This window comes from Pseudomonas saudimassiliensis (assembly GCF_000939975.1).
In the GTDB taxonomy this organism is placed as follows: Bacteria; Pseudomonadota; Gammaproteobacteria; order Pseudomonadales; family Pseudomonadaceae; genus Halopseudomonas; species Halopseudomonas saudimassiliensis.
Map to the genome: position 1 here is coordinate 2,015,732 of NZ_LK391969.1, position 21,786 is coordinate 2,037,517.

Sequence of the window (21,786 nt, forward strand, 5' to 3'; positions counted from 1 at the left end):
TTGTGACCGTTTGGTCTTTTCTGTATTCTCGATCGCTCGAACACAATAAAGCTACCTAACCGGAATTGTAATCATGTCTGATCTGAGAACTGATGCGCTCGAATATCATGCCAGCCCCCGCCCGGGTAAATTGAGCGTTGAGCTGACCAAGCCTACGGCCACTGCGCGCGACCTGGCGCTGGCCTACAGCCCGGGTGTTGCTGAGCCCGTGCGCGAAATCGCTAAGGATCTGGACAACGCCTACAAATACACCGGCAAGGGCAACCTGGTGGCGGTCATCTCCGATGGTACAGCCATTCTCGGTCTGGGCAACCTGGGTCCGCAGGCTTCCAAGCCGGTCATGGAAGGCAAGGGCGTGCTGTTCAAGCGTTTCGCCGGTATCGACGTTTTCGATATCGAAGTCGAGTCCGAAAGTCCTCAGGCATTCATTGATACCGTCAAGCGCATCTCCTGCACCTTTGGTGGCATCAACCTGGAAGATATCAAGGCGCCGGAGTGCTTCGACATTGAGCGTGCGCTGATCGAACAGTGTGACATTCCGGTATTCCATGACGACCAGCATGGCACCGCCATCGTTACCGCTGCGGCGATGATCAACGCCCTGGAGCTGGCCGACAAGAAGCTCGAAGACGCCAAGATCGTTTGCCTGGGTGCAGGTGCAGCAGCCACTGCCTGCATGAAGCTGCTGGTGAGCTTGGGCGCGGCTATCGAGAACATCTATATGCTCGACCGCAAGGGTGTCATCCACGCCGGGCGCGATGATCTGAACGAGCACAAGGCCGTTTTCGCTTCCGAGACCGACAAGCGCACCCTTGCCGACGCCATGAAGGGCGCCGATGTCTTCGTCGGGTTGTCCGGTCCGAACCTGCTGCAGCCGGCCGAGCTGAAATTGATGGCCGAGAACCCTGTCGTTTTCGCCTGCTCCAACCCGGATCCGGAGATCAGCCCCGAGCTGGCACGCGCGGCCCGTCCGGATGTGATCATGGCTACCGGTCGTTCCGACTACCCGAACCAGGTCAACAACGTACTCTGCTTCCCCTTCATCTTCCGTGGTGCGCTGGATGTTCGCGCTTCGCGTATCAATGACGAGATGAAGATGGCTGCCGTGCATGCTATCCGTGAGCTGGCCAAGGAGTCGGTGCCGGCCTACATCGCCGAAGCCTATGGCGGACTGGAAATGGAATTTGGTCGTGAGTACATTATTCCCAAGCCCATGGACGTACGTCTGATCGAGAAGGTTCCGGCTGCCGTTGCCCAGGCGGCAATCGATAGTGGTGTTGCACGCCTGCCTTACCCCGCGCACTATCCGCTGAAGTCGGTCGACGATTGCTTCTGATAGCTGCGATAAAAACCCTGCCTCGTCGCAGGGTTTTTATTATGTGAAATAATTCGGTAACAGGGGCTTGACGGCAAATGTGAGGGGCCTATAATGCGCCCCTCGCACGTCGCGGTGCTTTTCAAAAAGCCCCGTCCAATCAATAAGTTAGCGATAACTTGGGGGTTGACAGACAAGCGAAACGGCGTAGAATGCGCCGCTCACTGAAGAGGCTGGCAAGATCGCTTCTTCACGGTGAGAAAGGATTTTCAGGAAGGCGTTGACAAGGGGTTTGACTCCTGTAGAATGCGCCTCCCTAGCCCGGAACAGCAGCAGCGTTCCAGGCAGGTTTGCCAAGCGGTGCAGCGCTGAAAAGCCTCACAAAAAAGCTTGACGGATCAGAAGGTTGGCGTATAATGCGCGGCCTTGGTTAAGCGGAAACGCGGACCGAATCGCTCTTTAACAAATTGGAATCAAGTAATTCGTGTGGGTGCTTGCTGGGTGCGCGATGATCGCAAGATTATCAGCCAAAGCAAGTTACTCTGTGAATTCATCGAGTTTATTTGTACGGCTGAGCCAAGTTTAGGGTTTTCTCAAAACCCGATCAGTATTTAACTGAAGAGTTTGATCATGGCTCAGATTGAACGCTGGCGGCAGGCCTAACACATGCAAGTCGAGCGGATGAAGGGAGCTTGCTCCTGGATTCAGCGGCGGACGGGTGAGTAACACCTGGGAATCTGCCTGGTAGTGGGGGATAACGTCCGGAAACGGGCGCTAATACCGCATACGTCCTACGGGAGAAAGCAGGGGATCTTCGGACCTTGCGCTATCAGATGAGCCCAGGTCGGATTAGCTTGTTGGTGAGGTAATGGCTCACCAAGGCGACGATCCGTAACTGGTCTGAGAGGATGATCAGTCACACTGGAACTGAGACACGGTCCAGACTCCTACGGGAGGCAGCAGTGGGGAATATTGGACAATGGGGGAAACCCTGATCCAGCCATGCCGCGTGTGTGAAGAAGGTCTTCGGATTGTAAAGCACTTTAAGTTGGGAGGAAGGGCGTCAAGCTAATACCTTGATGTTTTGACGTTACCAACAGAATAAGCACCGGCTAACTCTGTGCCAGCAGCCGCGGTAATACAGAGGGTGCAAGCGTTAATCGGAATTACTGGGCGTAAAGCGCGCGTAGGTGGTTCAGTAAGATGGGTGTGAAATCCCCGGGCTCAACCTGGGAACTGCTTTCATAACTGCTGAGCTAGAGTACGGTAGAGGGTAGTGGAATTTCCTGTGTAGCGGTGAAATGCGTAGATATAGGAAGGAACACCAGTGGCGAAGGCGACTACCTGGACTGATACTGACACTGAGGTGCGAAAGCGTGGGGAGCAAACAGGATTAGATACCCTGGTAGTCCACGCCGTAAACGATGTCAACTAGCCGTTGGGAACCTTGAGTTCTTAGTGGCGCAGCTAACGCACTAAGTTGACCGCCTGGGGAGTACGGTCGCAAGATTAAAACTCAAATGAATTGACGGGGGCCCGCACAAGCGGTGGAGCATGTGGTTTAATTCGAAGCAACGCGAAGAACCTTACCTGGCCTTGACATGCAGAGAACTTTCCAGAGATGGATTGGTGCCTTCGGGAACTCTGACACAGGTGCTGCATGGCTGTCGTCAGCTCGTGTCGTGAGATGTTGGGTTAAGTCCCGTAACGAGCGCAACCCTTGTCCTTAGTTACCAGCACGTTATGGTGGGCACTCTAAGGAGACTGCCGGTGACAAACCGGAGGAAGGTGGGGATGACGTCAAGTCATCATGGCCCTTACGGCCAGGGCTACACACGTGCTACAATGGGGGATACAAAGGGTTGCCAAGCCGCGAGGTGGAGCTAATCCCATAAAGTCTCTCGTAGTCCGGATTGGAGTCTGCAACTCGACTCCATGAAGTCGGAATCGCTAGTAATCGTGGATCAGAATGCCACGGTGAATACGTTCCCGGGCCTTGTACACACCGCCCGTCACACCATGGGAGTGGGTTGCACCAGAAGTAGCTAGTCTAACCTTCGGGAGGACGGTTACCACGGTGTGATTCATGACTGGGGTGAAGTCGTAACAAGGTAGCCGTAGGGGAACCTGCGGCTGGATCACCTCCTTAATCGACAGATCTCGACATTCTTCAAGCACTCACACGAATTACTTGATTCCGAAAGAAAGGCGATTAGGTCTGTAGCACTAAGCAACAGGTAGCAGGCCGAGATAATTGGGTCTGTAGCTCAGTTGGTTAGAGCGCACCCCTGATAAGGGTGAGGTCGGCAGTTCGAATCTGCCCAGACCCACCAATTGTCGAGGTGTCAGGTCTGAACGGGGCCATAGCTCAGCTGGGAGAGCGCCTGCCTTGCACGCAGGAGGTCAGCGGTTCGATCCCGCTTGGCTCCACCAGGACGGCCCAGGGGCACCATCGCCAGTACTCGATAAGAGTTCATACATGAATGATTCCGCCAGGCGGGATGATTGATGTCTGATCTTTGATCAGTCGCTCTTTAACAATGTGGAAAAGTGATAGAAGTAAGACAAGACATAACGGGTGTTTCACTGCACACGTTATGGCTAAGGTAACTTGTAATCTCAAGTGCAAGTTCCGGATTGTCGTGAAATCATGTCAAGACCTATGGCTGCCAGCAATCAGCGCAAGCAGATTGTTTGGGGTTATATGGTCAAGTGAATAAGCGCATACGGTGGATGCCTTGGCAGTCAGAGGCGATGAAAGACGTGGTAGCCTGCGAAAAGCTTCGGGGAGGTGGCAAACGACCTTTGATCCGGAGATCTCTGAATGGGGAAACCCACCCAGCATAAGCTGGGTATCACACACTGAATACATAGGTGTGTGAGGCGAACCCGGGGAACTGAAACATCTAAGTACCCGGAGGAAAAGAAATCAACCGAGATTCCCCAAGTAGTGGCGAGCGAACGGGGAGCAGCCCTTAAGCGGCATTGAGTTTAGTGGAACGCTGTGGAAATGGCGGCCATAGTGGGTGATAGCCCCGTACACGAAAGACTCTTTGCCGTGAAATCGAGTAGGTCGGCGCACGTGAAACGTTGACTGAACATGGGGGGACCATCCTCCAAGGCTAAATACTCCTGACTGACCGATAGTGAACCAGTACCGTGAGGGAAAGGCGAAAAGAACCCCTGTGAGGGGAGTGAAATAGATCCTGAAACCGTATGCGTACAAGCAGTGGGAGCCGACTTGTTCGGTGACTGCGTACCTTTTGTATAATGGGTCAGCGACTTATATTCAGTGGCGAGCTTAACCGTCTAGGGGAGGCGTAGGGAAACCGAGTCTTAATAGGGCGTTTAGTCGCTGGGTATAGACCCGAAACCGGGCGATCTATCCATGGGCAGGTTGAAGGTGCCGTAACAGGCACTGGAGGACCGAACCGACTACCGTTGAAAAGTTAGCGGATGACTTGTGGATAGGAGTGAAAGGCTAATCAAGCTCGGAGATAGCTGGTTCTCCTCGAAAGCTATTTAGGTAGCGCCTCGTGTATCACCACTGGGGGTAGAGCACTGTTTGGGCTAGGGGGTCATCCCGACTTACCAACCCCATGCAAACTCCGAATACCAGTGAGTGCGAGCACGGGAGACACACGGCGGGTGCTAACGTCCGTCGTGAAAAGGGAAACAACCCAGACCGTCAGCTAAGGTCCCAAAGTTATGGTTAAGTGGGAAACGATGTGGGAAGGCTTAGACAGCTAGGAGGTTGGCTTAGAAGCAGCCATCCTTTAAAGAAAGCGTAATAGCTCACTAGTCGAGTCGGCCTGCGCGGAAGATGTAACGGGGCTCAAACCATACACCGAAGCTACGGGTGCATCGTAAGATGTGCGGTAGAGGAGCGTTCTGTAAGCCTGTGAAGGTCAATTGAGAAGTTGGCTGGAGGTATCAGAAGTGCGAATGCTGACATGAGTAACGACAATGGGAGTGAAAAACTCCCACGCCGGAAGACCAAGGGTTCCTGCGCAACGTTAATCGACGCAGGGTGAGTCGACCCCTAAGGCGAGACCGAAAGGTGTAGTCGATGGGAAACGGGTTAATATTCCCGTACTTCTGGTTACTGCGATGGGGGGACGGAGAAGGCTAGGCCAGCACGGCGTTGGTTGTCCGTGTTTAAGGTGGTAGGCTGATTTCTTAGGTAAATCCGGGAAATCAAGGCCGAGAACTGATGACGAGTGTTCTTTTAGAACATGAAGTGGTTGATGCCATGCTTCCAGGAAAAGCCTCTAAGCTTCAGGTAACTAGAAATCGTACCCCAAACCGACACAGGTGGTCAGGTAGAGAATACCAAGGCGCTTGAGAGAACTCGGGTGAAGGAACTAGGCAAAATGGCACCGTAACTTCGGGAGAAGGTGCGCCGGTGAGGGTGAAGGACTTGCTCCGTAAGCTCATGCCGGTCGAAGATACCAGGCCGCTGCAACTGTTTATTAAAAACATAGCACTCTGCAAACACGAAAGTGGACGTATAGGGTGTGACGCCTGCCCGGTGCCGGAAGGTTAATTGATGGGGTTAGCTTCGGCGAAGCTCTTGATCGAAGCCCCGGTAAACGGCGGCCGTAACTATAACGGTCCTAAGGTAGCGAAATTCCTTGTCGGGTAAGTTCCGACCTGCACGAATGGCGTAATGATGGCGGCGCTGTCTCCACCCGAGACTCAGTGAAATTGAAATCGCTGTGAAGATGCAGTGTATCCGCGGCTAGACGGAAAGACCCCGTGAACCTTTACTATAGCTTTGCACTGGACTTTGAATTTGCTTGTGTAGGATAGGTGGGAGGCTGTGAAGCGTGGACGCCAGTTCGCGTGGAGCCAACCTTGAAATACCACCCTGGCAACTTTGAGGTTCTAACTCTGGTCCGTTATCCGGATCGAGGACAGTGTATGGTGGGTAGTTTGACTGGGGCGGTCTCCTCCTAAAGAGTAACGGAGGAGTACGAAGGTGCGCTCAGCACGGTCGGAAATCGTGCGTAGAGTATAAAGGCAAAAGCGCGCTTGACTGCGAGACCAACACGTCGAGCAGGTACGAAAGTAGGTCTTAGTGATCCGGTGGTTCTGTATGGAAGGGCCATCGCTCAACGGATAAAAGGTACTCCGGGGATAACAGGCTGATACCGCCCAAGAGTTCATATCGACGGCGGTGTTTGGCACCTCGATGTCGGCTCATCACATCCTGGGGCTGAAGCCGGTCCCAAGGGTATGGCTGTTCGCCATTTAAAGTGGTACGCGAGCTGGGTTTAGAACGTCGTGAGACAGTTCGGTCCCTATCTGCCGTGGACGTTTGAGATTTGAGAGGGGCTGCTCCTAGTACGAGAGGACCGGAGTGGACGAACCTCTGGTGTTCCGGTTGTCACGCCAGTGGCATTGCCGGGTAGCTACGTTCGGAAAAGATAACCGCTGAAAGCATCTAAGCGGGAAACTTGCCTCAAGATGAGATCTCACCGGGGACTTGATCCCCCTGAAGGGCCGTCGAAGACTACGACGTTGATAGGCTGGGTGTGTAAGCGCTGTGAGGCGTTGAGCTAACCAGTACTAATTGCCCGTGTGGCTTGACCATATAACACCCAAACAATTTGGGCCTATGGCTTGACGCATTGAACGACAGTCTGGAACTGCACGAGATTACAGTTACCCCTTGTCCCAACACTATCACTTTTCCCATCCTTTACGCCGTGTGGACTAACAGCCGCATAGCAACGAATTGCTTGACGACCATAGAGCATTGGAACCACCTGATCCCATTCCGAACTCAGCAGTGAAACGATGCATCGCCGATGGTAGTGTGGGGTTTCCCCATGTGAGAGTAGGTCATCGTCAAGCGCCAAATAAAGAAACCCCGCCATCTGGCGGGGTTTTTTTATTTCTGCCCTGCCCATCACTACTGTCACTACCACCTCCATGTGACAACCTGGCCGGGAGCCAGGTTGGACAGCCGCAGGCTGCCCGCAGGGCGCACGCCCGGATGGCGTGCGTCAAAGTACCGGGGCGCCGGCCGAGCCATCGTCAAGCGCTATACCGAAACGCCCCGATCTGGAAACAGGTCGGGGCCTTTCTCTTTGCGTGGGAAAACGGATGAACTTGCGATGCCTGGCTGCCTCCAACCCCCTGAGACACTGTTTTGGAGGCAGCTGGATGATAATCACTCCCCAGGATCCGCAACCTGCAAGGGAGGGCATGGACCTCAAGATGTTCGTTTCGCCGAAGGACCGGCTGGATTTCTATCGCCAGGAAATTCATAACGAGGCGAACAATTTATCCGCGCGCACCAACGCTTATCTTACCGCTCAGTCGTTCCTGGTTATTGCGTACGCATCGTCCATGGCCAATACCAACCCGGACTGGGGGCCGATATTCACGCTGGTTGTACCGCCCATGCTGGCTCTGTTCGGTGTATTGAGTTCACTCAGTGCCTGGCCGGGTATTCAGGCCGCCTGCGATATTATCAATCACTGGCACCAGAAGCAGACGGACCTGCTTAATTGCCGGCCGGAGACCGGGCCGGTCTATGATGATGCGCCCTTGTTTTCGAGCTGGGAGTCTACGTACCAGGGACAGAGCAAGGCGTTGATGTTTTCCAAACGCACACCCAAGCTATTTTCTGCATTCTGGATATTCCTCGGATTGTTCGCCTTGGGTATCCAGTTGCTGTAATCAGCAGGACAGGTGCCGGTATATCGGTAAGAGCGCTGACGAGATTTCGTAGCGTAACAGGGCTAGAGCAAGGGACTCATAAAGAACATCAACCTTTCCAGAATTCTGGAGGGTCTACCGCGCTGTCCCCAGCGCTCCGCCTGTAAGCGTTCACTGTCCCTTTCATAACGGCGAAGCAGGGCGCCGATGGCTGCGCAGTTATCCGGCGTAAACAAGGCAACAGTCAGCTCGAAATTGAGCTGGAAGCTGCGGATATCCAGGTTAACGCTGCCAACCAGGGCCAACTGCTCGTCCATCAACATCGCCTTGGTGTGTAACAGGCCGCCATCAAACAGCAGGATCTGCACACCGGATTCAAGAAGGGTGTCGAAATAGGAGCGGCTGGCCCAACCGACCATCAGTGAATCATTCTTGCGGGGCAGCAGCAACTTGACCTCGACCCCTCGGTTTGCGGCTTGGCAGAGCGCATCCAGGACAGCTTCCGAAGGAACGAAATAGGGTGTGCTGATAACAATGCTTTTGTTTGCCCGGTAGATACTGGCCAATACCGTCTGATTGATCAGGTTCCCCAGGCCGGGACCCGATGGGATTATCGATAGCCAATTGCTGGGCAAGCCGGGGCGTTCGGCCAGCGAAGGAAAGCAACGTTCTCCGGTTTCAACTTCCCAGTCCCAGGCGAATACCTTGGTTAGCCCTGCGGCCGCTTCCCCTTCCAGACGTAGCATCATGTCGATCCATTGACCGACTTGCGCTTCCTGTTTGAAGTAGGCTGGGTCAGCCATATTCATTGACCCGGTATAGGCGATGAGGTCGTCGATCACGATGAGCTTGCGATGCAGACGCAGATCGATCCGTTGCACCAGTGCGCGGATCAAGCGTACGGGGAGGGCGGGGACGACCTTGATCCCGGCCTGCACCATGGTGGTACGCCAGACCGAGCGGAAGAAATCCCGGCTCCCAGCATGGTCGATCAATAACCGGACCTCCACCCCACGCAGGCTGGCTGCGATCAGCTCCCGGGCTACTTCATCCACGAGTCCGCCCGGGTGCCATATATAGGTCTCCAGCATTATGGACTGGCGAGCATTACGAATGTCTTGCATCACCCGTTCAAATATGGACGCGGGTGTATCGAGAATCTCGAGATGTTCGTAGCTCAGCGCGCCTATGCCGACCTGGGTGTTCATCAGTTGGTTGATCGCCAGGCTCAGTTGCCCGCCGGGAAGGGGGGCTTCACTGTCCTGAAATTGAGTGGTGAGATTGGTCAGATAGGGTTCGACCATGGCATTGGATCGTGCGGCCCGGGCTCGCCCCAGGTTCAGCTCGCCGATCAGCAAATACAATGCCGCACCAAGAAGCGGCAAGATGTAGATGATCAGCAGCCAGGCAAGTGTGACGCTAACCGGCCGGCGGCGAGCGATAATGCGTAGGGTGACCGAGGCAGTCAATAACCAATAGAAACCCGCCAGAGCCCAACCCAGGATACTGTGCAGATGGGCCAGATCGATCAAAGACAGTTATCCGGTTTGGGCAGGCCGGCCAGCTTGCTGGCCAGCCGGGCAGGACTGCCGGGGAACAGCGACAGCAAGTAGATACTGCTGCCCTTGTCCTTTCCCAACTCCTGGCCGATGTACTTGACCAGCGGCCGCATCGGCGGCGATAGCTGATATTGCGCATGAAAGCGGCGCAGGGCATGGATGACGTCGAAATGCGCCTCGGTCAGCTCCAGCCCTTCCTCTGCGGCCAAGGCTTTGGCGACCTCACCGGACCAGTCCGCAAGATCAACCAGGAAGCCGTCCTTGTCCACGGGGATCTCTCTGCCGCCAACGTTCAGGGTGCTCACCAGCTCACCACCTTGCTGTGCTCTGTGCACAGGGCCACCATCATGGAGTAGTCAATGAGCTGGATACGCGCAGATACGTCATCCAGGGCAATGCCGCGGGCTAGCAGGTCGGACTCGAGCGTATAGAGCTGCACGTTGCCCGGGAGGTATTCCAGGGCGTTACGGCTGGATGTACCGGGGAGCAAAGCGTAGGCCGCATCTTCAATCAGCAGCAGGCTCTGATCGGCGCTGATCGCGCGCAGGCAGCTGGCAAATCGGGTTTCCGCATGGGGCGAGTGGCGCAGGATGTGCAGCATGGTAACGTCCCTTGGCAGGTCAGAGCGAAAGGATCTGATCGTAATGATCGACGAGCGTGGCGATTTCAGCGGTACTCACTGGACGGGCTTCCGGCAGGCACTGATTGGTCTGCAAGCCGCGTTCACCGAGTGAATGCTGGCAGACCAACACATCTTCAACACCAAACAGGGGAAGCGCCTGAAGGTTGGCAGCCAGGGATTTTAGTTTGATTTGGCTACTGTCCTGGCCGCGTATCAGCTGGAGCACACCATCGTCCATGAAAAGAAGACCGCAGGGTACGCCGAAGGCGGCGGCGGCCAGGGCAACATCAAGTGCTTCCCGTGCTGCTGCGCGGGTGGGGGCATGGCGGCTGATGATCAACAGACTCTTCACGTCAGGTTCCAAAGGTGACGGCGCGGTCAGCGCTCTGAAGCGCGTCTATCCATTGGCCCAGCCCGGACAGGGCCCAGGGCGCTCCGGTATTGGCTACAGGTCGCTCCCAACGGTGTGCTTCCGCCTCGTCAAGCACGCCACGGCGGAGGGCTGCGGCAATGCAGACCACAGCATCCAGCTGATGATCACCGATGAACTGGCGCCACTCCGCGGCGATGTCGAGTTCATCCTGCGGCTGGACCCCCAATTGCGAGGCAAGGTGAACCGCCTCGCGGTAGAAGAACAGGTGGCTGATCTGATGACCGGAAGACACAACGGCCCGCGCGAACTCGAGCGCGCTCCGAGCCGCCGGGTCTTGCGGACCGGCTAACAGGGCAATGGCAAAGTTCATGATTCCGACCCAGTGAAAACAAAGAGGGCCCGCCTGTTGACGAGCCCCCGGAGTATACCTAAAACGGCCAAATCAGTCGTTGCTGAAAATACCCAACAATTGCAGCAGGCTCAGGAACAGGTTGTAGATCGACACGAACAGCGTGATGGTAGCCATGATGTAGTTATCTTCGCCACCATGGATGATAGCGCTGGTCTGAAACAGGATGACCGCCGATGAAAACAGCACGAAGCCGGCGGAAATAGCCAATTGCAGCCCGCTGATCTGGATGAAGAAGCTGGCCACTACCGCACACAGCAGCACGATGAAGCCCGCCATGATAAAGCCGGAAAGGAAGCTGAAGTCCTTGCGGCTCAGGATCGCGTAGGCCGATAGGCCGAAGAACACCAGCGCCGTCATCCCCAGCGCCATCGTGACCAGCTGGCCGCCGTTAGGTAGTGACAGGTAGGCATTCAGGATTGGGCCCAGGGTGTAGCCGAGGAACCCGGTGAAGGCGAAGGTGCTGATCAGCCCCCAGCCGGAGTTGCGCAGCTTGGCGGTCAGGAACAGCAGACCGTAGAAGCCAACCAGGGTGATGATCAGCCCGGGGTGCGGCAGGTTGAGACTCATGGAAATGAAAGCGACCAGAGCACTGAATGCCAGGGTCATCGCGAGCAGCGAGTAGGTGTTACGGAACAGCTTGCTGACCTCGACCTCACTCACCCCTGTATGTTGCATTGTGTTGCGCTGTTGCATTTGCATGGTTCATTGACTCCAATAGTTACAATACGGATATCCTTCTGCATTGATCATACCCGTTCACCTTGGTCTGGCAACACTGCGGCATCGCAAAAACGTTACCTGATGCGTCTTTTCCCATTGACTGGTGAGCAGTTTCGGGTAGTATTGCCCGCCGTGGAGGGATGGCAGAGCGGTTGAATGCACCGGTCTTGAAAACCGGCAAGGGTTAACGCCCTTCCAGGGTTCGAATCCCTGTCCCTCCGCCAGTTATTATATTCAGGGCCCCGTTTTCGGGGCTTTGTCGTTTTTACTCTCTGCAAATTCCTCACTGGATTCCACGCATTCCGCAAAACAAATCCGCACTTACTGCACCAGCCCCGGTCAAACCCAAGGCAATACTGCAACCACGAAAAGGAGTCTTTTATGCGACTGACGTACCTGCTGGTTCCCGCCTTTGCCCTGCTGTTGGCCGGTTGTGGGCCTGATGAAGATGACCGCGTCCATGAAGAGAATGCCATGCCGCCATCGGCCGAGCCGCAAAACAATCTGGGGCAGCCGGCGAATGGAGGAAATATGAACAATACCGCGCCTGCAACAGGCACCGGTACCGGCACCACCCAGTAACAAGCGGGATCTCCGGAGCGTTTCGCTCCGGAGGGCTCTTGATGCCAACTTTCACACGGCCACGTGCCAAGCCGGTGCTCAGCTCCTATACTGCGGGCTATTTCTGGCATGGAAGTGTAGATCGGCATGATCGTTGGAAGTAATGCCTCGCAAAACGCAGCACAGCCGTCGACTGTCCTTTGGGTGGCGTATTCGGCCCTGGTGCTTGTGCTTGGGGCATATTGGTGGGTGTTACTGGATAACCAGCGATCCCAGCTGGCCTACGCCGAGAGCCAGCTGACGCTGCGCGCCGAGCAGACTTCCGAAGCGTTGGCCACGCAGATTCAGATAGTGATGTCGGGCCTGGATTATCTCGGCAAAAGCCTGGCCACCCGATATCTGGAAAATCCCGCCGACTTTAGTCGTGCGGTTGATAGTGCCGTTACCACCTTCGAAGAGGACATCATTGTCCAGGTAGCGGTGGCCGATGCTGCCGGACAGATCGTTTACAGCAATATCTCCCCCACTGTAGGAAGCGTACCGGCCCCGGTTTCCATTGCCAACCGGGAGCATTTCCGCGTGCACGCAGAAGGCCGAGCGCCAGCGTCCGGGTTATATATCAGTGATCCGCTGCAGGGGCGCATCTCGGGTAAATGGTCCATCCAGCTCGCCCAGCCGCTGCGCAAGATGGGCGACTTTGCCGGTGTGCTGGTAGTATCGGTATCGCCAGCCTTTATCTCCGCGTACTTCCAGAAAGTCTTCCCCCATACGGGCGGCGATGTTGCGTTATTGTTGAGTAATCGCGGTTACTACCTGGCTCGCTCGATCCGGCAACATGAAGTTCTAGGCACACAGGTATCGGGAGCGCTGCAAGCCGGCCTGGCCGCCCGCGTTGATGGCGGAATATATCGCCTTGATCCTGCCTGGGATGGTGTAAGCCGTGATTATGCCTGGCGCTGGGTGCAAGATTATCCGCTGGCCGTCAGTGTTGGCCTGGATCGCCAGACGACGCTCTCGCCGGTCACCGACCGGTTGGCTAGAAGCCGATTCTGGACTGCGGTCAGTACCTTGGCGCTTCTCTTGGCGGCAGGCTTGATTGGCATGCTCATCAAACGCCTTCGTATCGAACAGCGCAACCTGGCCTGGAACGAGGAGCGGCTGACTCGCCTGCTGGCCCAGGTGCCAGGTTCGGTATACCAATTTCAGCGGCAGCCTGACGGCACGTTTTCCATGCCCTACCTCAGCCAGGGCATAGGAACAGTGCTAGGGCTGAGCCCGGAACAGGTGATGGGTGACCTGCAAGCTATTTTCGGTCTCATTCATCCGCAGGATCTGCCCGACGTTATCGACCGTATCAACGCATCGGCGGAAACGCTGACGCCCTGGGATATACGTTTCAGATTTGTTTCCCCCGGCGGTGACACCCGCTGGGTAGCAGGTTATGCCAACCCGCAGCAGCAGCCGGATGGCAGTATTTTGTGGCACGGCTACGTGCATGACATCAGCCAGCAGCAGGCGATTGACGAAGCTCTGCGCGACAGCACCGAGCGACTGCGCCTGACGATAGACGCGGTGCACGATGGGCTATGGGAATGGCATCTGGGAGAGGACGCCCTGTACTTCGATGCGCGCTGCATGGCGATGCTGGGGTATGAAGAATTTCCCCAGCCTGCGACCTTTGCGCACTGGTATGAGCGGGTGCACCCCAATGATCAGGTACATCTGGACAATATCCTCGGCGAAATTGCCCGAGGCGATATGTTCCGCCTTGAATTGCGTTTGCTTACCGCTACCGATGATTGGTTGTGGGTCGAGATACGGGGCAAAGCGGTAGAGGATGAGAAGGGCAAGCGGGTGCTGGGCACGCAGAGCGATATCAGCCAACGGGTGGCCGAGGCCCAGTTGCGCAATGCGCTGCTGGACAACAATGCGGCAGCCATTCTGCTGGTAGGGGCCGATCAGCATGTGCGTTTGGCCAACCGCCGAGCGCGGGAATTGTTTGCCAACGGCCGTCCCCTCAAGAGCATTCCCTTCAGTCAACTGCAGGGCAGTCCGGATAGTGGCGATAATCTGCTTGAGCAGATGCAACTGCTGCGTCAGCGTGGCGGCGCGGTGGAGGCTGAGCATCCCTTTCTCGATGCCAATGGCGCGCCTCGCTGGTTCAGCATCCATGGCACTTTGCTGGATGCTGAACGCCCGGACGGAGACATCATCTGGACCCTCATTGATATTACCGAGCGTCGGCAGATGGAGGTGGCGCTATCCGCTGCCCGGGTCAGGCTCATTGAAGTCATTCGGCACTTCCCCGGCGGTGTGCTGCTGGAAAATGCCGAGGGCGAGATCCTGGTAGTCAACCAGGAGCTCTGCGATCTGTTCAACCTGGGTATGGCACCAGACTCGCTCACCGGTACCGACCGTGAATACTTCTACCAGTTGCTCGACCTCCAATCAGAAGCTCCCCTGGGGGGGCGGCAGCAAGATGGCAGTCGTCTCTGGGAACTCGTCCTGTTGGATGGGCGCGTGTTGCAGATCAACCAGATCCCGATTCGTATCAAGGACACCGACGTAGGCCGGCTGTGGATTGCGGCCGATGTCACCGAGCGGCGTGAACATGAGCGCAATCTAGAGCGGCTGGCTGCCACCGACCCGCTGACCGGCTTGGCGAACCGGCGAGCGTTGTTGGAAGGGATAGAGCGGGAGCTGCGGCGGGTCGGCCATGCATCAGGCAACGGTGCGCTCCTTATGCTGGATCTGGATCACTTCAAGAATATCAACGATACCTACGGTCATGCTGCGGGGGACAAGGTGCTGGTACACCTGGCTGCGCTGCTGCGTAACATGCTGCGACAGCATGATGTGGCTGGCCGCCTGGGTGGTGAAGAGTTCGCTGTGCTATTGCCAGAGGCTAACCTGGACAGCGCAGCCGCCATTGCGGAGCGTCTGCGCGTGGCCGTGGAACGCAGCATTATCGAGTTCGAGGACAGGGAAATTACCGTTACCGCCAGTATTGGATTGGCACCGCTGCAAGGGGACGTGGATAAGGTGTTCGCCATGGCGGATGAAGCCTTGTATCGAGCGAAGAAAGAGGGGCGCAATCGCACCGTCCTTGCAGGCCCGAGCGCGCCCTGAGCAGAGGGCACATCTACCTTTTCGCTTTTTTATACCAAAGTCGTAGTCACGTTCTGCCCAACCTGGTGCTAGTTTTAATCTGCAATATAAAAACAACAATAGGAGACACCCATGTCTTTATCCAAAGAAGACGCTGCGCGAGCCTACTGGAAGGAGAATCTGCGACTGATGATCACGCTGTTGGTCATCTGGTTCGTCGTATCCTTCTGCGCAGGCATTCTGTTTGTCGATGCGCTCAATCAAATCCAGTTTTTTGGTTTTCCACTAGGTTTCTGGTTTGCCCAGCAAGGTTCGATTTACGGCTTTCTGCTGCTGATCCTGATCTACGTGCTGAAGATGAACAAACTCGATCGCAAGTATGACCTCCACGAAGAATAACAATCCGGAGCCTTGCATATGGAAACCCAAACACTGATCTATCTGGTGGTAGGCGCCACCTTCGCGTTGTATATCGGTATCGCCATCTGGACCCGAGCGGGTAGCACCAGCGAGTATTATGTAGCAAGTAAAGGTGTGCACCCGATTGCCAACGGCATGGCGACCGGGGCCGATTGGATGTCGGCTGCTTCCTTCATCTCCATGGCGGGTATCATCTCGTTCACCGGTTACGACGGTAGTGTCTACCTGATGGGCTGGACGGGCGGCTATGTATTGTTGGCCATGTGCCTCGCGCCCTACTTGCGCAAATTCGGACGCTACACGGTTCCGGAGTTCGTCGGCACCCGGTATTACTCGCAGACGGCACGCGTCGTCGCGGTGATCTGCGTGATCTTCATTTCCTTCACCTATGTTGCGGGCCAGATGCGCGGTGTTGGTATCGTCTTCTCCCGGTATCTGGAGATCGATATCAATATGGGTGTCATGATCGGCATGGCGATCGTGTTCTTCTATTCGGTATTGGGTGGCATGAAGGGTATTACCTATACCCAGGTGGCGCAGTACTGCGTGATGATCTTCGCTTATATGGTCCCGGCCATCTATATCTCGATGCTGATCACTGGTAACCCCATTCCCCAACTGGGTTTCGGCAGCACTGTCTCCGGGACCGACGTGTCTGTGCTCGACCGGCTCAATGGCCTGGGTGAAGAACTGGGGTTCTCGACCTATACCGATGGCACCAAGTCCACCATCGACGTCTTCGCCATTACCATGGCGCTGATGGTAGGTACCGCAGGCCTGCCCCATGTGATCGTCCGGTTCTTCACCACTCCGACGGTAAGGGATGCCCGGAAATCTGCAGGGTATGCATTGCTGTTTATCGCGATCCTTTACACCACCGCACCGGCTGTCGCCGCGTTCGCCCGTACCAATCTACTCACCAGTATTCCGAACGTGAGTTACGAGCAGGCGCCCACCTGGGTCAAGACTTGGGAAAACGCAGGGTTGATTGCCTGGCAGGACAAGAACGGTGACGGCCTGATCCAGTATGGCAATGGTGCACCATTTGCCGGCGCTCCCAGCTTCACGGGTGAACGCGGCGTGAACGGTGAGCGCCTGGTCAGCAATGCGCCCAGCGCAGCGGAAACCGAGCTGTACGTGGACCGTGACATCATGGTGCTCGCCAACCCCGAGATTGCCAACCTGCCGGGTTGGGTAGTCGCCCTCATTGCCGCGGGCGGTCTGGCCGCGGCGCTGTCGACGGCGGCCGGTCTGCTGCTGGTGATCTCCACGTCCATATCCCATGATTTGCTCAAGAGCAATTTCAAGAAGGACATTAGCGAGAAGGGTGAGCTATTGGCGGCGCGGATTGCGGCTGGGGTGGCGGTGATCGTCGCTGGGCTATTCGGCATCTACCCGCCGGCCTTTGTGGCCCAGGTAGTGGCGTTCGCCTTCGGTCTGGCGGCGGCGTCCTTCTTCCCGGTTATCGTCATGGGCATCTTCTCGAAGAAGATGAACAAGGAGGGTGCTATTGCCGGCATGGCTGTCGGTCTCGCCTTTACCTTCAGCTATATCGTGTTCTTCAAGTTCATCAGTCCCGAACTGGATAACGCCGAACACTGGTGGTTCGGTATTTCACCGGAAGGCATTGGTACCTTGGGGATGATCTTCAACTTCGTGGTGTCGGTTGCAGTGGCATCGGTGACCAAGGCGCCGCCGGAGCATATCCAGCACCTGATCGAGGATATACGTGTACCCCGTGGTGCGGGAGCGGCTATCGCTCACTGATCTGAGTCGAAATGAAAAGGCCCCGGTTGATATCAACCGGGGCCTTTTGTTTGGCTCAGCGACCAGCGATCAGAAGCGGTGAGTCAGCTGCACACCGGCGCCATGGGCGCTGTTGCGGTATTCGGCTGAGTACTGAGTACCGGTGGAGTGGTTGGTTTGATCCACGCGCCCTTTGCTCTCACGAAGGTATGAGTATGCAAAGTCCATGGTCCAGTCCTGATTGATATTCCAGCCGGCACCGAGGGAGACAATCTTGCGATTGCTTACCGGGATCCGTACGGTGCGGTCAGCATTGCTGGTGGGGGACTCATCCATGGTGAAGCCGCCACGGAGTACCCAGGCCGGGTTGAGCTGGTAAGCGACGCCGAAGGCATAAGCCCAGGAGTCTTCCCAGTTCAACTCTTCGCCAACACTGTCATATGCCCCACCGAGCGCGGGATGCAGGCCTTCGTTGACCGCTTCAATTTCCTCCAACTGGCTCCAGCGCGTCCAGGTCGCCCCGGCGTACAGCGTCCACTTATCGTTCGCTTTATAGGTGATGGAGCTATCTACCGACTCCGGAGAAGTGAAATCCAGGGTGGCGTCGTAGTTACCCCGCAGCGGCTGAGGGAAGCCTGCAAAGCGAGTGCGTCCTTCCAGCTCATATTCCACTTTGGAGTGGTAGGTCAAGCCCCAGGCGAGCCGATCAGTTACGTCAATCAATACACCTGCATTGAAACCGTAGCCGATGTCGTCACCTTTGATATTGACCGTTGCATCGGAGCCGGTTACGGCCAACGGCTGGCTGGTCAACTTGCCTTCGATCTTGTTGATGGTCGGACCGAAACCGACCGCGATGCGATCGTTGATTCGATAGCTGAGCGTCGGCTGCAGGGTCGTCACCTGCACTTTGCTGTAAAGACCCAGGTCACGGCCCTGTGAGGACTTTTCGTAATCGCTGATCACGCCGAAGGGAACATAGAAGCCCAGTCCAAAGTGCCATTTGTCGTTAAGGGGGCGAACATAGTAGGCAAAGGGGACAGCGGCTTCAGGTGCGATGTCGCCTTCATTGGTGCCTCGGACCAGATTGGTGCCGGTAGCAGGGTCAGGATTGGCAGCGTTGACATCCGTGCTTGCCTTGATCGCAGCAAAACCACCACTGATCTCAGCGCGTTCCAGGCGCGACATGCCCGCCGGGTTGCCAAACACGGTGCTGGCATCCAGCGCAGAGGACGAGCGACCAGCGAAGCCGGTGCCCATGCTGCTGACGCTTTGCTCGTTAATGGCCAAGCCGTTTGCCATCAGTTGGCAGGAGGCAGTGGCTACGGCGACAGCGAGCGTGGTTTTGAACCAGGCGTGTTTGATCATTGGGTACTCCTGAAGAATTATTGAGCCGCGGAAACTAGCAGGAAAAAAAGTGCTCCGCTACGGTTTTTGTGATCAAGTTCCCCAAAATTGCGTTAAAAAACGTAATCGGCGGGAAATGTGTCGCAGGACCGCTCAGTCAGCTACTGTCCGGCAGGTTCTGGAGCTTCCGGCTGCACTCAAAATCCGCTGGAACGTACCTGATTAAGCTGTCGCCAGAGAGCCAACCTGTTATTGAGCTCGGCCAGCGTGGATGTTCCCTGGCGGGCGGCCCGTGCCAATAGAATCAGCAGGATCTCGGCTGTTGCCTGGGCATCGGCAGCAGCATTGTGGCGTTGGCTGTTGGCGAGGTGAAAATACTGCTGCCAATCATCCAGCGTCGAACAGCGTGGCGCAGCGTCGGGAAACAGCATGGGAGCAAGTTCGGCGACATCCAGGAAGCGGTGCCGTAGCCGGTAATCCAAATCCTGTTGCAGCGCCCGGCTGAGCATGCGCTGGTCGAAGCCGGCGTGGAAAGCGAGAAATACGCAGGCGCCGGCGAACTCCATCAACTCCAGCAGTGCTTCGTCAGGGGGGCGGCCAGCCTGAACTTCACTCGGGGAGATTTCATGCAGCAAGGTGGCCTGGCTGGCGCGGTGGCCGGGGCGCGCGAGGGTGCATTCATATTGATCCGCCATACGCAGGATGCCCTCCTCGATGGCTACGGCGCCGACAGAGAGGATTTCGTCGCGTTGCAGGTCCAGGCCACTGGTTTCCAGATCCAGCACGACCAGCCGCGCCTTTTTCAAAGGGGTGCTGTCGATCGGTTGTGGCGCCGGCAGGGCATCCCGACGGGTCGCCTTATCCGGCGTTATGGCTCTTGCGCGGGCGCGCCCAAAGAGCCGAGGCAGCTTCATAGCTGATACCTCAAGGCGAGGCTGGATTGCAGGCGCTGGGCCTGGCGAAAGGCCTCGCGAAGAATGCGGCGGTCCAGATGGTTGAGCATGGTGGGGTCCAGGCGGTTACTGTACGGCTTCTGCTCCCGTTCCTGGTGTTGGTGCTGCTGCAGGCGGCTGAGCTGAATGAATTCATAGGCTTCGGCATAGGCGTCGGCGTCCAGGGCGTCAATCACCTTCTGCTGCTTGAGCCGCTGCAGCCGGCGCAGGGTACCGGTTTCGCTGATGCCGTTGGCCAGCGCCAGTACCCGGGCACCATCGACAAAGGGGGTGAGCCCCTGGATTTTAAGATCCAGCGTATCCTTCTCCTGCCCGCTGCGAGATACCACAAAATCACGAAACAGGCCGATCGGCGGACGGTGGGCGAGGGCGTTGCGTGCCAGCAGATGCTGGAAGGTGCGGTTGTCCGCCACCTTCTGCAACACCGCTTCGAATAACGCCTGGGCGCCCTCCGCAGGCCCCCACACGACACGAAAATCAAAGAAGATCGAGGATGCCAGGAGATTTTCCGGTGTGGCTGACTGGATGCAGCGATGAAACCGGGTAAGCCATTCCTGCCGAGACAGGCACAGCTCGGGATTGCCCGCCATGATATTGCCCTTGCACAAGGTAAACCCGCACCGGGCCAAGGCCTGGTTGATGCGCTGGGCCAGCGGCAGCAGTCGCTGGCGATGATCCTCCGCCTGCTGCGCATTCTCTGCCTCGAACAGGATGCCGTTATCCTGATCGGTCAGCAGCGTCTGCTCCCGCCGGGCCTCACTGCCGAAACACAGCCAGGTAAAGGGGATGCCTGGATCGCTGGAATCCCGCAGGCACAGTTCAATGACGCGGCAGACACTGTGATCGTTCAGCAGGGTAATGATATGGGTGACCTGGGCGGCGGAGGCGCCGTGGGCGATCATGCTATCAACCAGGCGGTGGATGTCCCGGCGCAGTGCCACCAGGACCTCGATATCGGAAGCCTGGCTGATAGCTCGGGCCAAATGGACCAGATCCACACGCTGCAGGGCAAACAGATCCCGTTCGGACACCATGCCGACCAGACGTCCTCCGTCCACCACACAGAGGTGGGCGATATGCTCCCGGGTCATGGTGATGGCGGCATCGAAGGCACTGGCGTTGGGGGGCAGGTGGCAGGGCGAGGCGGTCATGACCGTGGCGATGGGCTGCTGCATATCGGTTTGGCCTTCCGCTACGATGCGCCGCAGATCACGCAAGGTAAAGATCCCCAGAAGCGCGGCCTGGGCATCGGTGATGACGATGCTGCCGACGCTGGATTCATGCATGGTCTTCACCGCGGCGCCGATCGTCGTATCGGGAGCGCAGCTCACGGGCGCGCGGATGGCAATGTTCGCCAAGGGCGTATCGAATGAATACTGGGCGCCTGCCGCCTCGGCTGCCTGGCGCTGCACCTGCTGGTTGACCTGCTGGAGCAGGCTGCTGACGCCGCGCAGGGCGAAGTCGCGAAATACCGCAGACATCTGCACCAGCTCGCTGAAATCATCCCGGGGTAGCAGCAGACAGAAGGTGTCCTGGCCGGCTATGTGTTCGGTGCGGGTGGCCCGTTCGCCGAGCAGTGCGGCCAGCGGAAAGCATTCGCCAATGCTGATCTCGAAGGTGGTAACGGGATTAGCTTGTCCAGCGATGTGGCGCTCACCGCGTACGCGCCCCTGTTTGACGATGTGGAAATACTGTACTGGCCCGTCGCCGGGGCAGATGATCGAATCCCCTTCGGCATAGAAATGTAACTGGCAGTGCTCGACCATCCACGCCAGGTGGTGGGTCTCCATCTGGTCAAACGGCGGATATCCGAGCAGGAAGGTCATGGTGCCATGAATGTTCTGTTTCACGGCGGTCCTGCCGAACTGGTCAAGGGAGTCTTTGCTGTTCATATCCATGCGCCTCTCTGCCAAAGGGGTATCTCACCTCGGCTGCTGCCCGCAGCCCATCCGACGTAAGTCTAGTGCTGTTTCCCCATGCA

General features: G+C 56.8%; 15 protein-coding genes, 3 tRNA genes and 3 rRNA genes. 12 read left to right on the forward strand and 9 right to left on the reverse strand.

The genetic code is table 11. From position 1 onward, the window contains the following. Window positions 1-73: 73 nt before the first annotated feature. The 7 genes from VG99_RS09345 to VG99_RS09375 all read left to right on the forward strand — a co-directional run bounded on the left by VG99_RS09345 (window position 74) and on the right by VG99_RS09375 (window position 8,005). Complete coding sequence (locus VG99_RS09345; protein WP_044499541.1) at window positions 74-1,336, forward strand: malic enzyme-like NAD(P)-binding protein; 1,263 nt, start codon at window positions 74-76, stop codon at window positions 1,334-1,336. A gap of 591 nt (window positions 1,337-1,927) precedes the next feature. Further along, a 16S ribosomal RNA gene (locus tag VG99_RS09350) occupies window positions 1,928-3,464 on the forward strand. Window positions 3,465-3,571: 107 nt separating this feature from the next. Continuing rightward, window positions 3,572-3,648 (forward strand) — tRNA-Ile (locus tag VG99_RS09355). A 24-nt stretch (window positions 3,649-3,672) separates the two neighbouring features. Continuing rightward, window positions 3,673-3,748 (forward strand) — tRNA-Ala (locus VG99_RS09360). A gap of 273 nt (window positions 3,749-4,021) precedes the next feature. After that, a 23S ribosomal RNA gene (locus VG99_RS09365) occupies window positions 4,022-6,911 on the forward strand. Between the two features lie 147 nt (window positions 6,912-7,058). After that, window positions 7,059-7,174, forward strand: a 5S ribosomal RNA gene (gene rrf, locus VG99_RS09370). The 16S, 23S and 5S rRNA genes sit together here with 2 tRNA genes alongside, the layout of an rRNA operon. 354 nt (window positions 7,175-7,528) lie before the next feature. Beyond that, window positions 7,529-8,005, forward strand: a complete 477-nt coding sequence (locus VG99_RS09375; RefSeq protein WP_044499542.1) for a hypothetical protein — start codon at window positions 7,529-7,531, stop codon at window positions 8,003-8,005. A gap of 62 nt (window positions 8,006-8,067) precedes the next feature. Here VG99_RS09375 and cls read toward each other — a convergent pair whose 3' ends face one another. The 6 genes from cls to VG99_RS09405 all read right to left on the reverse strand — a co-directional run bounded on the left by cls (window position 8,068) and on the right by VG99_RS09405 (window position 11,643). Further along, window positions 8,068-9,516 (reverse strand): cardiolipin synthase, encoded by a 1,449-nt coding sequence (gene cls, locus VG99_RS09380; protein ID WP_204216708.1) that lies wholly within the window; start codon window positions 9,514-9,516, stop codon window positions 8,068-8,070. Then, the gene (locus VG99_RS09385; protein WP_044499543.1) at window positions 9,513-9,848 is read right to left on the reverse strand and encodes a TusE/DsrC/DsvC family sulfur relay protein; all 336 of its coding nucleotides are present in this window, start codon (window positions 9,846-9,848) and stop codon (window positions 9,513-9,515) included. Before VG99_RS09385 ends, cls begins: the two co-directional genes overlap by 4 nt. After that, entirely contained in the window at window positions 9,845-10,144 is a 300-nt protein-coding gene (tusB, locus tag VG99_RS09390; RefSeq protein ID WP_044499544.1) for a sulfurtransferase complex subunit TusB, read from the reverse strand. Before tusB ends, VG99_RS09385 begins: the two co-directional genes overlap by 4 nt. A 19-nt stretch (window positions 10,145-10,163) precedes the next feature. After that, window positions 10,164-10,517, reverse strand: a complete 354-nt coding sequence (tusC, locus tag VG99_RS09395) for a sulfurtransferase complex subunit TusC (protein ID WP_044499545.1) — start codon at window positions 10,515-10,517, stop codon at window positions 10,164-10,166. Window position 10,518: 1 nt separating this feature from the next. Then, window positions 10,519-10,908: a sulfurtransferase complex subunit TusD gene (gene tusD / locus VG99_RS09400; protein ID WP_044499546.1), complete on the reverse strand. Its 390-nt coding sequence runs from the start codon at window positions 10,906-10,908 to the stop codon at window positions 10,519-10,521. A 72-nt stretch (window positions 10,909-10,980) separates the two neighbouring features. Then, a complete protein-coding gene (locus VG99_RS09405) occupies window positions 10,981-11,643 on the reverse strand; it encodes a Bax inhibitor-1/YccA family protein (RefSeq protein WP_044499547.1) in 663 nt (220 codons plus the stop codon). A gap of 161 nt (window positions 11,644-11,804) precedes the next feature. On the opposite strand from VG99_RS09405, the gene VG99_RS09410 reads away from it, so the two are divergent. The 5 genes from VG99_RS09410 (at window position 11,805) to VG99_RS09430 (ending at window position 17,526) form a co-directional block, all read left to right on the forward strand. Then, window positions 11,805-11,894: transfer RNA gene (locus VG99_RS09410), tRNA-Ser, on the forward strand. Between the two features lie 157 nt (window positions 11,895-12,051). Continuing rightward, window positions 12,052-12,252 carry a hypothetical protein gene (locus VG99_RS09415; RefSeq protein ID WP_052508762.1) on the forward strand — a complete coding sequence of 67 codons (201 nt, stop codon included), beginning with the start codon at window positions 12,052-12,054 and terminating at the stop codon, window positions 12,250-12,252. Between the two features lie 228 nt (window positions 12,253-12,480). After that, window positions 12,481-15,360: a diguanylate cyclase gene (locus VG99_RS09420; protein WP_044499548.1), complete on the forward strand. Its 2,880-nt coding sequence runs from the start codon at window positions 12,481-12,483 to the stop codon at window positions 15,358-15,360. A 111-nt stretch (window positions 15,361-15,471) separates the two neighbouring features. Next, window positions 15,472-15,738, forward strand: coding sequence for a DUF4212 domain-containing protein (locus tag VG99_RS09425; RefSeq protein ID WP_044499549.1), 267 nt, complete (start codon window positions 15,472-15,474; stop codon window positions 15,736-15,738). 18 nt (window positions 15,739-15,756) lie between these two features. Then, window positions 15,757-17,526 carry a sodium:solute symporter family protein gene (locus VG99_RS09430; RefSeq protein WP_044499551.1) on the forward strand — a complete coding sequence of 590 codons (1,770 nt, stop codon included), beginning with the start codon at window positions 15,757-15,759 and terminating at the stop codon, window positions 17,524-17,526. A 69-nt stretch (window positions 17,527-17,595) separates the two neighbouring features. Here the strand turns inward: VG99_RS09430 and VG99_RS09435 are convergent, their stop codons facing one another. The 3 genes from VG99_RS09435 to VG99_RS09445 all read right to left on the reverse strand — a co-directional run bounded on the left by VG99_RS09435 (window position 17,596) and on the right by VG99_RS09445 (window position 21,697). Next, the gene (locus VG99_RS09435; RefSeq protein WP_420848295.1) at window positions 17,596-18,870 is read right to left on the reverse strand and encodes an OmpP1/FadL family transporter; all 1,275 of its coding nucleotides are present in this window, start codon (window positions 18,868-18,870) and stop codon (window positions 17,596-17,598) included. Window positions 18,871-19,049: 179 nt separating this feature from the next. Then, entirely contained in the window at window positions 19,050-19,766 is a 717-nt protein-coding gene (locus VG99_RS09440; protein ID WP_052508763.1) for a 3'-5' exonuclease, read from the reverse strand. Further along, window positions 19,763-21,697, reverse strand: a complete 1,935-nt coding sequence (locus tag VG99_RS09445) for a putative nucleotidyltransferase substrate binding domain-containing protein (RefSeq protein ID WP_044499553.1) — start codon at window positions 21,695-21,697, stop codon at window positions 19,763-19,765. The genes VG99_RS09440 and VG99_RS09445 overlap by 4 nt, the downstream gene beginning before the upstream one ends. Between the last annotated feature and the right edge of the window lie 89 nt (window positions 21,698-21,786).